The sequence below is a fragment of the Lentibacter sp. XHP0401 genome (genome assembly GCF_025751535.1).
Lineage (GTDB): Bacteria > Pseudomonadota > Alphaproteobacteria > Rhodobacterales > Rhodobacteraceae > Lentibacter.
This window is the reverse complement of record NZ_JAOWLC010000001.1, coordinates 451,850-463,969: the sequence shown is the minus strand read 5'-3', so window position 1 is coordinate 463,969 and position 12,120 is coordinate 451,850. Positions and strand designations below refer to the sequence as shown.

Below are 12,120 nucleotides of genomic sequence, written 5' to 3'. Positions count from 1 at the left end.
TATTATCGGGTTTTGCACCCATCAGAGGAAAACCACATTTGCCTCTTCACTTTGGGCTGTTAAAGACCTTTAAGAAACCTGTTGCCATGAAATGAGGACGAAGCCTTGGATACTGCTGCCCTACGCGCCGCCAACCCGGACCATTGGATGCGCGCCGCCGCCATACGCGCACTCACACTTGATGCTGTCGCCGCTGCCAACTCCGGTCACTCCGGAATGCCCATGGGCATGGCAGACGTTGCGACTGTGCTTTATGAAAAGCACCTGAAGTTTGATGCGAAGGCCCCGGACTGGCCCGACCGCGACCGTTTTATCCTGTCAGCGGGTCACGGCTCGATGTTGCTTTATTCTCTGTTGCACCTCACGGGTTATGAAGACATGACCATCGAGCAGGTAAAAAACTTCCGCCAATGGGGCGCAATTACAGCAGGCCACCCGGAGTATGGCCACGCCAAAGGCGTCGAGACAACGACAGGCCCACTCGGCCAGGGAATCGCCAACTCGGTCGGCTTTGCCATCGCTGAAGAAATCCAGCGCGCGCGCTATGGCCGCAAGATCGTTGACCACTTTACATATGTTATCGCAGGCGACGGTTGCTTGATGGAAGGTATTAGCCAAGAAGCCATAACGCTTGCAGGGCGCCAGCGCCTCGGCAAGCTTATTGTCTTCTGGGACAACAACAACATCACTATCGATGGCACAGTCGAGCTGTCTGACCGCACGAACCAGCCACAGCGGTTTAAAGCGGCTGGCTGGCATGTGATCGAGATAGACGGACATGACCCGATCGCGATTGATGCGGCTATTACCAAGGCCAAGACTACGTCGAAGCCTTCCATGATTGCTTGCAAAACGCACATCGCTCTGGGCCACGCGGCTCAGGACACCTCAAAGGGACATGGTGCGCTCACCGACGCAAGCCAACTGGCCGAAGCCAAACAAGGCTATGGCTGGGTTTGGGGGCCGTTCGAAATCCCCTCAGACATCAAAGCACAATGGGAAGCCATCGGCACACGCGGCGCATCAGAGCGTGCGGCATGGGAAGAGCGTTTTGCCAGCCTATCTGGCCGCAAGCAGGAAGACTTCAATCGCGCGCTTGCCTTTGATCCTCCAAAGAAGCTCTCCGCCACAATTAAAGCGCTGAAAAAGCAAATCTCCGAAGGCGCTCCAAAAGTAGCAACGCGCAAAAGCTCGGAAATGGTGCTGGAAGTGATCAACCCGATCATGCCAGAGACCGTGGGCGGCTCTGCTGATCTCACTGGCTCAAACAACACCAAGACCGGTGATTTAGGCACGCATGATATCGACAACCGTAAAGGACGCTATATCTACTATGGCATCCGCGAGCATGGCATGGCCGCCGCGATGAACGGCATGGTGCTCCATGGCGGCGTGCGGGCTTATGGCGGGACATTCTTTACATTCACTGACTACGCCCGCCCCTCCATGCGGCTGGCCTCTTTGATGAAAATTCCAACGGTGTTTGTCATGACACACGACAGCATCGGTGTGGGCGAAGACGGACCAACACACCAACCTGTCGAGCATCTGGCGATCTGTCGTGCAACACCCGACAGTTACACCTTCCGCCCCTGTGACACAGTTGAAACCGCTGAAGCATGGGAGATTGCGCTCACATCGAAAAGCACCCCCTCGGTGCTTGCTTTGACACGTCAAAATCTGCCGACGCTGCGCACAGAACACAAGTTGAAGAACCTCACAGCTCAGGGCGCATATGTGCTGGCTGAAGCGACAGGTAAGCGCCAAGCCATCATCATGGCAACAGGGTCTGAAGTGTCCGCCGCAATGGACGCGCGCGCTATTCTGGAAGCCGAAGGCATCGGTACCCGGGTTGTCTCGATGCCATGCTGGGAGCTCTTTGAAGTACAGGACGAAGCCTACCGCCGCAAAGTCTTGCCCGCAGGTCCCGTGCGTGTGGCCGTCGAGGCAGGCGCGCGTATGGGCTGGGACCGCTGGCTGACCGGTGAGCGTGGCAAGGCTGGCAAAGCGGACTTTGTCGGGATGGAAGGCTTTGGCGCATCTGCCCCAGCCGAGGTTCTGTTTGAGAAGTTTGGCATCACTGCCGAAGCCATCGCTACGAGAGTGAAAGCTCTTCTTTAGAGCTTCGGGTATTCGCAACGAGGGGGGACTGGCTAGCCCCTCCTCGAACTCCCCCTAGGATATTTGGGGAACGAAAAAGATCAGACGTTTTTACGAAACAACGCCTGCCAGATTGGTGTCACAACCTTCAAGCCGAACGGAACGAGCAATAAACCCAGAGCAAGGCCCAAAATGCCGTCCATCGTTGCCGTAAACACCCATTTCAGCGCACCTATCGCACCGCCAATACTATTAGCAAGTGAGGCAGCCATTTCTTTAATCATTACATATGGCGCGTGAAATCCCAACTCGTGAAGCGCATGTATAATTATCGAGCCACCGACCCAAAGCATTGCAGCCGTTCCGACAACTGTGAGCAACCAGAGAAAATTCGGCATGGCTTTTACAATGCCTTCGCCCAGACGGCGCGTAAAACTAAAGTGTGCGTTATTGGCCATGTGCAAGCCAACGTCATCGGCTTTCACAATCAAAGCGACCGAGCCATAGACGGCAACAGTAATCATAACAGCCACTGCTGCGAGCGTAAAAGCCTCCATCCAGAAGGTGCTTTTGGGAATGGCCGCCAGTGCAATCGTCATGATTTCGGCAGATAAAATAAAGTCTGTCTTGATTGCGCCTTTCGCGCGCTCTTCTTCAAGGTGCGCAGGATCGTCATGCGTTTCTTCTCCTTCGGCATGATGATGCTCTATCAAGCCCAAAGCATGAGCGATTTTCTCCGCTCCCTCAAAGCAAAGATATGCGCCCCCCAACATCAGCAAGGGCGGAATAGCCCAAGGCGCAAAATTGCTCAGTGCAAGCCCGGCAGGTAGCAAGAAAACAAGTTTGTTGATCATTGATCCGCGTGCGATCCGCCAGATAACCGGCAATTCGCGCTCAGCAGCAAAGCCATGCACATACTTAGGTGTCACGGCTGCATCATCAATCATCGCGCCCGCGGCTTTCGAACCGGCCTTGGCTGCCTGCCCTATCACGTCATCCACAGAGGCTGCTGCCACTTTGGCAATTGCCGCGACATCATCCAAAAGTGCCAGCAAACCACTCATAACTTAACTCTCCATTTTAGAGGCAGTTTTGCCTGCCCCGCAGAAATAGCGCAACCAAGAAACCTCTTTTTGCCTTTCATGTGAAAGTTTAACGCTAACAGATGCGTAATTTGCGCGGCATCCCCCTTTCAGCCTTGCGCCAGCCCAGCTAAGACATTGGCAAGACATTGTCGCGCAAGGAGAGAGACTATGACCATCACCGTGGGGATCAACGGCTTTGGCCGCATCGGGCGCTGTACGCTTTCGCACATTGCAGCTTCAGGACGCGACGATATCAAAGTCGTTAAAGTCAACGCAACCGGCCCGCTTGAAACCGCGGCTCATCTTATCAAATACGACAGCGTTCATGGCCGCTTTCCCAAAGATGTCAAGATCGGCGACCAGATGATGGACCTCGGTGCTGGCGAGATGCAGATGTTCTCTACCTATAACATGGAAGAGCTCGACTGGTCCGGTGTTGATGTGGTGCTTGAATGCACAGGCAATTTTAACGATGGCGAGAAAGCCAAGGCACATCTTGAGCGCGGTGCAAAGAAAGTTCTGCTTTCAGCACCTGGCAAAAACGTAGACCAAACGATTGTGTACGGCGTGAACAATGATGCCCTTCAAGCTTCTCACACCATGATTTCAAACGGCTCATGCACAACCAACTGCCTCGCACCAGTTGCCAAAGTGCTCAACGATGCGGTGGGCATTGAAAGCGGGATCATGACCACGATCCACGCATACACAGGGGATCAGCCCACGCTTGACCGCCGCCACAGCGACCTCTATCGCGCCCGCGCCGCGGCGATGAGCATGATTCCGACATCAACAGGCGCGGCAAAAGCACTTGGAGAAGTCTTGCCCGAACTTGCAGGCAAGCTCGATGGTTCAGCCATCCGGGTACCAACCCCCAATGTAAGCGCCGTTGATCTGACGTTTACAGCTAGCAAGGATGTGACTGTCGCCGACATCAACGAGATCGTTCGCGAAGCCGCCAACGGCGCCATGAAGGGTGTGCTTGGTTATGAAGAAGCACCGCTCGTTTCGATTGATTTCAATCACACGGAAGAAAGTTCGATTTTTGCTCCCGCTCAAACCAAAGTCGTGGGAGGGCGCCTTGTGCGCGTTCTGGCTTGGTATGACAACGAATGGGGCTTTAGCTGCCGCATGGCTGACGTCGCCGTCATGATGGGCCGTATCTAAACACTACTTTGGTTTCTTGCGAAATACGCTCCCGTGAGGCATATCTCGCGGGAGCTTTTTTTGTTCGGGTAAGAAAGACACAGCATGAACACACAGATCGCGATCGGCTTGGGGCTGTTGATTGTCTCGCTCTTGTGTCTGGACAAGTTCTTTTATGATTGGAATGGCACAATCTTCCTGCTGCGCAAAATGGCAGAGCTTATTGAATGGCTGGCCTTCTGGCGCTGAGCTTCAGGTTTTACCCAAGCGCGCCAAAACACGCTCCCGCACCAGCGGAGTAACGAACTTCGAGATGTCTCCATCTAACCGCGCAATCTCTTTCACGAGTTTGGAAGCAATCGCCTGATGGCGCGCCTCGGCCATTAGAAACACTGTCTCAACAGAATCATCGAGCGAACGGTTCATCCCGACCATTTGATATTCATACTCAAAGTCCGCAACAGCGCGCAGACCGCGCACGATTATCTGCGCGCCGACATCCTTTGCGCAATCAATCAGCAGGTTCTCGAACGGGTGCACGACAATTTCGGCGCCCGTTTCGCAAGACAGAGAAGCACATTCCGCCTCAATCATCTCAACGCGCTCTTCAAGGTCGAAAAGTGGGCCCTTGTCTCTATTGATTGCTACGCCAATCACGAGACGGTCCACCAATGCAGCTCCGCGTTTGATGATATCAAGATGTCCCAAGGTGACGGGATCAAACGTCCCAGGATAAAGACCGATGCGCATATGAGCCTCGCGGGTATGGCTGCGAAATATAATTACGCTGCAATGCAGGATTCGGGCAGAAATGACAACCCCACCGTTCAAAACCGGCTATCAGTGCCCCATAATCATGCCCTGAAGGGCTTCGGCTTCCATCGCCAATTCTTCGAGTCGCGCTTTCACAGCATCGCCAATGGTGATGATTCCGACAAGCGCACCGTCTTCTGTGACAGGCATGTGGCGGAAGCGGCCGTTTGTCATTTTTTGGAGCACTGAATCGGCGGTGTCATCCTTGCTGCAGCAAACCGGATTGCGCGTCATAAGATCACCCACTGTCTCTTCAAGACAGACGGCACCGCGCAGCGCAAGTGAGCGCACGATATCACGTTCCGAGAGAATGCCTTCAACCTGAGTTCCGTCACTCGACACAATCAAGCCACCAATACGACGTTCGGCCAGAACATTGGCGGCCTCGGCAATCGAAGTTTTAGACGTGATGGTGATCACGGGGCCATCGCCTTTGGACTTCAGGATCTGGTGCACGTGCATAGGCAATCTCCTTTTCTTTTAAGTTGCGCCAGCGCGGGCTATTCTGTCAAGCGAGCGCTTCAAGCTTCGCAACTTCACGGCGCACCCCCTCACTGAGCGCTTCAGCAAATCGCGTCAGGCGTGCAACGCGACGGTCATCCTCATGACGGATAAGGTAAAAGCTGCGTTTAAGGCTAAAACTATCGGCCAACACCTTTCGCAAATTGGGCGCTGCTGGCAGCGCAAAGTCATGCACCACACCGACACCGCCGCTCTGCCGCAAAATGTTCAGTTGCACAGAGGCCGAATTGGACGCCAGCGCCACCCGCTCAAAAGGCGTGCCGCTCATATAATCAAGTTCTTTGTCAAAGATCATATCGGGGATGTAGCCAACAATCCGGTGCCCTCCAAGCGCAGCCATGTCAGAAATTGGCGGATGACTAGAGAGATATCCTTCAGAAGCCGCGAGGTGTAGTTTATAATCTGCAAGTTTTTGCACGACAAGCCGCCCCGCTTCGGGCCGGCTCACTGTAATGGCCATATCTGCTTCGCGCTTCGAAAGGTTAAAAATACGCGGCAACGCCACAATCTGAATATCTAGATCAGGGTTTTGGGCTGTGATTGCCGCGCAGACTTGCGGCAAAAGGAAATTGGCGCAACCATCGGGCGCCCCAAGCCTGATTTGTCCAGAAAGCTCAGCCCCCTGCCCGTCCAAGGCATCGCGCGCGTCGAGCATGGCCTGCTCCAGCCGAACCGCATGAGGAAGCAGCTTCTGGCCCTGTGGCGTCAACATGTAACCCTGCGGAGATTTGGTGAAAAGCACCTCGCCCAAAGCCCCTTCCAATCGCGACACCCTACGGCCGACCGTTGCAGGATCAGCCCTCAGCAACGCGGCGGCCCCTGAAAGGGTTTCGGCACGCGCCACGGCGAGAAAGTTTTTCATATCGTCCCAATTCGGGGTCATCCTGCCCTCCTATTTTGCAAAAACGCAAAACATGCCGTGAGAACCTGCCTCTTTTCACCGCATAAACGCAAGGCTATTATACTTTCAAATTTGCTTGGAGGATCAAATGCAAGAACTTACCCATTACATCGGCGGCGAACATGTCAAAGGCACGTCTGGCCGTTTTGCTGACGTTTTCAATCCCGCCACAGGCGAAGTGCAGGCCAAGGTGCCGCTAGCCTCTAAAGAAGAGATGGCAAAGGCCGTAGCCATCGCCGCTGCAGCCCAGCCCGCATGGGCGGCGACCAACCCACAGCGCCGCGCGCGCGTGATGATGAAATATGTCGATCTGCTCAACCGCGATATGGACAAACTCGCCGAAGCGCTGAGCCGCGAGCACGGCAAAACATTCCCTGATGCCAAAGGCGATGTGCAGCGCGGCCTCGAAGTTATCGAGTATTGCATCGGCGCTCCAGAGTTGCTCAAGGGCGACTACACCGATGGCGCAGGCCCCGGCATCGATATGTATTCCATGCGTCAGGCTCTCGGCGTGACAGCCGGCATCACCCCGTTCAACTTCCCCGCCATGATCCCGATGTGGATGTTCGGCCCGGCCCTCGCTTGCGGCAATGCCTTTATCCTTAAGCCTAGCGAGCGCGACCCGTCGGTTCCGCTCATGCTGGCCGAACTCATGGAAGAAGCAGGCCTTCCAAAAGGTATTCTGCAAGTGGTGAACGGCGATAAAGAGGCTGTTGACGCGATCCTCTATGACGAGACAATCCAGTCTGTCGGTTTTGTTGGCTCAACGCCGATTGCCGAATATATCTACGGCACCGGCTGTTCACAGGGCAAGCGCGTGCAGTGCTTTGGTGGTGCGAAGAACCACATGATCATTATGCCTGACGCCGACCTTGACCAAGCCGCAGACGCCCTCATCGGTGCGGGTTTCGGCGCAGCAGGCGAACGCTGCATGGCGATCTCTGTCGCTGTTCCCGTGGGTGAAGAAACAGCAGACAAGCTCATTGAAAAGCTCGTTCCGCGCATTGAAAAGCTCAAAGTCGGGCCATACACCTCGGGTGATGATGTCGACTATGGCCCCGTTGTGACCTCAGCTGCGAAGGAAAACATCCTCAAGCTTGTTCAATCGGGCGTTGATCAAGGTGCCGAACTTGTTGTCGATGGTCGTGACTTTTCGCTTCAGGGGTATGAAGACGGTTTCTTTGTTGGTCCGCATCTCTTTGACAGGGTTACACCTGACATGGACATCTACAAAAAAGAGATCTTCGGCCCCGTGCTCAGCACTGTGCGCGCAGGCTCGTATGAAGAAGCTCTCAAGCTTGCGATGGACCACGAGTATGGCAACGGAACCGCAATTTTCACCCGCGACGGTGATGCCGCACGCGACTTCGCCAACCGTATCAATGTTGGCATGATCGGCATTAACGTGCCAATCCCTGTGCCACTTGCCTACCACACATTCGGCGGCTGGAAAAAATCTGTCTTCGGCGATTTGAACCAGCACGGTCCTGATGCGTTCAAGTTCTACACACGCACCAAAACCGTCACGTCACGTTGGCCCTCAGGCATCAAAAATGGTGGCGAATTCAACTTCAAGCCTATGGACTAAAATTATATTTATCGCCATGGTAGAAGCGGCTCCCGCCTAGCGGGGGCCGTTTTTCACATTAGCCGTCCGGGAATTGCTAGGCCTATGCCAGTAAGCTACCAAATACTCGAAAAGCCTAACGTTGTTGTAGCTCTGTACACTGGAGTTGTGACCCTTTCTGATATCTCGACTATGTTCGAGAGCTATCAGGCCGACCCTGACTTTTCCTTACCCCGTCCACATATTGCCGACCTCAGAGACGTCGATACAAGCGAAGTTGGCTTTAGCGAAGTCTTCTCGCTTTTTGCAATGTATGGCCGCCGCTATGCAGAGGCTGGGGTGCCCATGCGAGTTGCGCTTGTAGTCTCAAATGAGGTTTCCTTCGGCATGAGCCGTATTTTTGAAAACCTGACCGAACAGTCGAATTGGGCCAGAGCCGCAATATTTGAAACAATACAGGATGCTAAGACTTGGGTTGAGCAAAGCTAAGCCCAAAGGCTTGCGCTAAAACGGAATTGCTGTTGAAATCGGCGGAACCTTTGTCACAAAAGGACACGCCATGTCACGTACCGAACCAGATTTTACAATCGGTATTGAAGAAGAATACCTGCTTGTCGATCGCGAAAGTCTGGCGCTGGCCCGTGCGCCGGAAAAGATGATGCAAGCTTGCGCTGATGCCCTTGAGGGCCAGTTCAGCCCCGAGTTTCTGGAATGTCAGGTCGAGATCGGAACCAAGGTTTGCGCCAATGTTGGTGAGGCTCGCGAAGACCTGAAACGGTTGCGCAGCACAGTCGCCCGCATTGCAGGTGAGCACGGCCTTGCCCCGATAGCGGCCTCCTGCCACCCGTTTTCCGACTGGCGCGATCAGCACCACACCCCGAAAGAGCGCTACAACGAGTTACACGATGATCTTGCCGGTGTGGTCCAGAGGTTGCTCATTTGCGGCTGTCATGTCCATGTCGGGATCCCCGAAAAATCCATGCGTATTGATCTGGTCAACCAACTCAAATACTTCCTGCCGCACCTGCTGGCTTTAAGCTGTTCATCCCCCTTCTGGCAAGGGCACGACACTGGCCTCAGCTGTTACCGCTTGTCCGTGTTTGACAACCTCCCGCGCACGGGCCTACCGCCGCGCATGGAAAGTTGGGATGAGTTCGACCGCTCTATTGAAGTCCTCGTCGAGCTTGGGGTGATAGAAGACAGCTCCAAGGTCTGGTGGGATCTACGGCCCTCCTCGCGCTTTCCAACGATCGAAAGCCGCATCTGTGATGTCTCCCCGCGCATGGAAACCGCTCTGACACTGGCTGCGCTGATCCAATCCCTCACCCGGATGCTCTGGCGGCTTGCGATGAAAAACCAGCGCTGGCGTATTTATGACAACTTTCTCATTTCAGAAAACCGCTGGCGTGCACAGCGCTACGGAGTAAGTGAAGGGCTGATCGACCTCGGTGCGCGAGAGATTGTTCCTTTCAATGAGCTTGTCGAAGAACTTATCACACTGGTCGAAGAGGACGCTGGTATTCTCGGTTGCCGCCAAGAAGTTGAACACGCCAGAGAGATTGCGGCAAAGGGCAACGCAGCAGACTTACAACGCCAAGTTTACAAAGAGGCCCGCGCGGCAGGTCAGGACAAAGACGCCGCCTTAGGCTCGGTTGTAACGTATCTCATCGACGAGTTTCACGCAGGATTATAGGCTAAAGAATTGTAGCTGCCTTGACGGCTTGAAGCCCTGCAAAACTCCTGTAAGATTTGCGAATTAAACATATGTTCAATTCGCACGCACAACTGACATCTGGGAGGATACCGCCATGAACTTTGCTTTGAGTGAAGAGCAAACGCTGATTTTCGATATGGCTAAGAGCTTTGGCGCAGAGCATATCGCACCCTTTGCGCAGGAGTGGGAAAAGGCCGAAACGATTCCGAAGGAGCTTTGGCCCAAACTGGCCGAGCTGGGCTTTGGCGGGCTTTATGTCAGCGAGGAAAGCGGCGGCTCCGGCCTGTCACGGCTTGATGCAACACTGGTGTTTGAAGCGCTGGCAATGGCTTGCCCCGCTGTGGGCTCGTTCCTATCGATCCATAATATGTGCGGCGGAATGATCGACAAGTTCGGCTCTCAGGAAACAAAAGCCAAATGGCTACCCGCCCTATGCTCTATGGAAAAAATCTTCTCCTATTGCCTCACAGAGCCAGGTTCAGGCTCTGATGCCGCCGCGCTGAAAACCCGTGCGGAAAGAACCAACGAGGGCTATAAACTCAATGGAACAAAGGCTTTTATCTCGGGCGGAGGCTACTCCGATGCTTATGTCACAATGGTTCGTACCGGCGTAGACGGGCCCAAAGGCATTTCGACCGTTGTGGTGGAAGATGGCGCGGCAGGCCTTAGCTTTGGTGCGCTTGAAGACAAGATGGGCTGGCGTGCGCAGCCCACAGCCCAGGTTCAATTTGACGATTGCACAGTGCCACATGACAACCTGATCGGCGAGGAAGGCCGCGGCTTTTCCTATGCCATGGCGGGGCTTGATGGCGGGCGCCTTAACATAGCTGCCTCAGCTTTGGGCGGAGCCCAAAACGCGCTCGACCTCACGATGCAATACATGAGTGAGCGCAAGGCTTTCGGCAAGCCCATCAACCAGTTTCAGGCGCTTCAGTTCCGTCTGGCCGAGTTTGAAACCAAATTGCAAGCCTCTCGCACCTTCTTGCGCCAAGCCGCATGGAAACTTGACAACGGTGCGCCAGATGCGAGCAAATTTTGCGCGATGGCCAAGCTGATGGTGACCGACGCGGCCTTTGATGTCGCCAACGGCTGCCTTCAGTTGCACGGCGGCTACGGCTACTTGGCCGACTATGGCATTGAGAAAATCGTGCGTGATTTGCGGGTTCATCAAATTCTTGAAGGAACCAACGAAATCATGCGCATGATCATCTCGCGCCAGATGATTGCAGATGTATCATGAGCGACATATTCATCAGGGTTGAGGGCTGCGCTGGACGAATTACACTCACCCGTCCGAAAGCGCTGAATGCAGTTACATATCAGATGGTTACTGCCATTCACGCGGCCCTTGAAAGCTGGCAGGATGACACTGCAGTGAAGCTTGTAATCATCGACGCAGAGGGTGAAAAAGCCTTCTCGGCCGGCGGTGATATTGCAGAGCTTTACGAGACGGGAAAGCGCGGTGACTTTGCCTTTGGCCAAACCTTCTGGCGTGATGAATACCGGATGAACGCCGCGTTGCACGATTATCCCAAACCTGTCGTTTCCTTCCTGCAAGGCTTTACGATGGGGGGCGGCATGGGGGTTGGCTGCCATGGCTCTCACCGTGTTGTGGGGGAAAGCTCACAAGTGGCGATGCCCGAGTGCGGCATCGGACTTGTGCCGGATGTAGGCGGCTCGATGATCCTTGCCAATGCACCGGGGGCCTGTGGTGCATACCTCGGCCTCACTGGCGCGCGGATGGTTGCAGCTGACGCAATTTATGCGGGCTTTGCCGACCTTTACATCCCTGAAGCCAAGTGGACAAAGCTTATAGAAGACCTTTGGAATGGCGCAGATTTGGAAGTGCTCACTGCTGCCAGCAGCACTGCGCCAGAGGGCCATTTGGAGCCGAACCAAACCATAATTGACGCCGCTTTCGCGCAGACAAATCTGTCGGCCATTCTGGAAGTCTTACAAGCTGATACGTCAGCCTTTGCCGCCGCTGCGCTGAAATCGGTGAACCGTGCGTCGCCACTTTCCATGGCCGCTACCCTGCTCATAATGAAGCGCCTCAGAGGCTGCACTGATGTTCGGGAAGCACTCGCTTTGGAGTATCGCTTCACCGCGCGGGCCATGGAATACGGCGACTTCCTTGAAGGCATTCGCGCAGCCATTATCGACAAAGACCGCACACCGCGCTGGAAACATTCTACCGCGCAAATTGACCCGAGTGTCGCAGAAGCCATGTTGGCCCCTCTCGGCCGACTCGAACTGACATTCCCATAAAGGA

At 54.6% G+C, this 12,120-nt stretch carries 12 protein-coding genes; 8 read left to right on the top strand and 4 right to left on the bottom strand.

Features of this window, described 5'->3' with window-relative positions; genetic code table 11:
* Positions 1–105 precede the first annotated feature (105 nt).
* The gene (gene tkt, locus OE750_RS02405) at positions 106–2,121 is read left to right on the top strand and encodes a transketolase (protein ID WP_263760966.1); all 2,016 of its coding nucleotides are present in this window, start codon (positions 106–108) and stop codon (positions 2,119–2,121) included.
* An 80-nt stretch (positions 2,122–2,201) separates the two neighbouring features.
* Here the strand turns inward: tkt and OE750_RS02400 are convergent, their stop codons facing one another.
* Positions 2,202–3,164, bottom strand: a complete 963-nt coding sequence (locus OE750_RS02400; protein ID WP_263760964.1) for a DUF808 domain-containing protein — start codon at positions 3,162–3,164, stop codon at positions 2,202–2,204.
* Between the two features lie 189 nt (positions 3,165–3,353).
* On the opposite strand from OE750_RS02400, the gene gap reads away from it, so the two are divergent.
* Together gap and OE750_RS02390 are read left to right on the top strand one after the other, a co-directional pair.
* Positions 3,354–4,352 carry a type I glyceraldehyde-3-phosphate dehydrogenase gene (gene gap, locus OE750_RS02395; RefSeq protein WP_263760962.1) on the top strand — a complete coding sequence of 333 codons (999 nt, stop codon included), beginning with the start codon at positions 3,354–3,356 and terminating at the stop codon, positions 4,350–4,352.
* Between the two features lie 84 nt (positions 4,353–4,436).
* Positions 4,437–4,580 (top strand): hypothetical protein, encoded by a 144-nt coding sequence (locus OE750_RS02390; protein WP_263760960.1) that lies wholly within the window; start codon positions 4,437–4,439, stop codon positions 4,578–4,580.
* Positions 4,581–4,583: 3 nt separating this feature from the next.
* Here OE750_RS02390 and coaD read toward each other — a convergent pair whose 3' ends face one another.
* From coaD to OE750_RS02375, 3 genes are all read right to left on the bottom strand, one after another.
* Positions 4,584–5,081 (bottom strand): pantetheine-phosphate adenylyltransferase, encoded by a 498-nt coding sequence (coaD, locus tag OE750_RS02385; protein WP_263760958.1) that lies wholly within the window; start codon positions 5,079–5,081, stop codon positions 4,584–4,586.
* Between the two features lie 90 nt (positions 5,082–5,171).
* A complete protein-coding gene (locus OE750_RS02380) occupies positions 5,172–5,606 on the bottom strand; it encodes a CBS domain-containing protein (RefSeq protein WP_263760955.1) in 435 nt (144 codons plus the stop codon).
* Between the two features lie 46 nt (positions 5,607–5,652).
* The gene (locus OE750_RS02375) at positions 5,653–6,549 is read right to left on the bottom strand and encodes a LysR family transcriptional regulator (protein ID WP_263760953.1); all 897 of its coding nucleotides are present in this window, start codon (positions 6,547–6,549) and stop codon (positions 5,653–5,655) included.
* 106 nt (positions 6,550–6,655) lie between these two features.
* On the opposite strand from OE750_RS02375, the gene OE750_RS02370 reads away from it, so the two are divergent.
* The 5 genes from OE750_RS02370 to OE750_RS02350 all read left to right on the top strand — a co-directional run bounded on the left by OE750_RS02370 (position 6,656) and on the right by OE750_RS02350 (position 12,116).
* On the top strand, positions 6,656–8,155 hold the full coding sequence (locus OE750_RS02370; protein ID WP_263760951.1) for a CoA-acylating methylmalonate-semialdehyde dehydrogenase: 1,500 nt from the start codon (positions 6,656–6,658) through the stop codon (positions 8,153–8,155).
* An 84-nt stretch (positions 8,156–8,239) separates the two neighbouring features.
* A complete protein-coding gene (locus OE750_RS02365) occupies positions 8,240–8,623 on the top strand; it encodes a hypothetical protein (protein ID WP_263760949.1) in 384 nt (127 codons plus the stop codon).
* Positions 8,624–8,693: 70 nt separating this feature from the next.
* Positions 8,694–9,827: a carboxylate-amine ligase gene (locus OE750_RS02360; protein WP_263760947.1), complete on the top strand. Its 1,134-nt coding sequence runs from the start codon at positions 8,694–8,696 to the stop codon at positions 9,825–9,827.
* Between the two features lie 115 nt (positions 9,828–9,942).
* Positions 9,943–11,088, top strand: a complete 1,146-nt coding sequence (locus tag OE750_RS02355; RefSeq protein WP_263760945.1) for an acyl-CoA dehydrogenase family protein — start codon at positions 9,943–9,945, stop codon at positions 11,086–11,088.
* Positions 11,085–12,116, top strand: a complete 1,032-nt coding sequence (locus OE750_RS02350; protein ID WP_263760943.1) for an enoyl-CoA hydratase/isomerase family protein — start codon at positions 11,085–11,087, stop codon at positions 12,114–12,116. The genes OE750_RS02355 and OE750_RS02350 overlap by 4 nt, the downstream gene beginning before the upstream one ends.
* Positions 12,117–12,120: the final 4 nt, after the last annotated feature.

Bases quoted from the DNA above. Each gene is read 5' to 3' on its own strand.
- OE750_RS02400 (WP_263760964.1), bottom strand. From the start codon at position 3,164: ATGAGTGGTTTGCTGGCACTTTTGGATGATGTCGCGGCAATTGCCAAA.
- OE750_RS02390 (WP_263760960.1), top strand. From the start codon at position 4,437: ATGAACACACAGATCGCGATCGGCTTGGGGCTGTTGATTGTCTCGCTC.
- gap (WP_263760962.1), top strand. From the start codon at position 3,354: ATGACCATCACCGTGGGGATCAACGGCTTTGGCCGCATCGGGCGCTGT.
- OE750_RS02360 (WP_263760947.1), top strand. From the start codon at position 8,694: ATGTCACGTACCGAACCAGATTTTACAATCGGTATTGAAGAAGAATAC.
- OE750_RS02375 (WP_263760953.1), bottom strand. From the start codon at position 6,549: ATGACCCCGAATTGGGACGATATGAAAAACTTTCTCGCCGTGGCGCGT.
- OE750_RS02365 (WP_263760949.1), top strand. From the start codon at position 8,240: ATGCCAGTAAGCTACCAAATACTCGAAAAGCCTAACGTTGTTGTAGCT.
- OE750_RS02370 (WP_263760951.1), top strand. From the start codon at position 6,656: ATGCAAGAACTTACCCATTACATCGGCGGCGAACATGTCAAAGGCACG.
- OE750_RS02380 (WP_263760955.1), bottom strand. From the start codon at position 5,606: ATGCACGTGCACCAGATCCTGAAGTCCAAAGGCGATGGCCCCGTGATC.
- OE750_RS02350 (WP_263760943.1), top strand. From the start codon at position 11,085: ATGAGCGACATATTCATCAGGGTTGAGGGCTGCGCTGGACGAATTACA.
- OE750_RS02355 (WP_263760945.1), top strand. From the start codon at position 9,943: ATGAACTTTGCTTTGAGTGAAGAGCAAACGCTGATTTTCGATATGGCT.
- coaD (WP_263760958.1), bottom strand. From the start codon at position 5,081: ATGCGCATCGGTCTTTATCCTGGGACGTTTGATCCCGTCACCTTGGGA.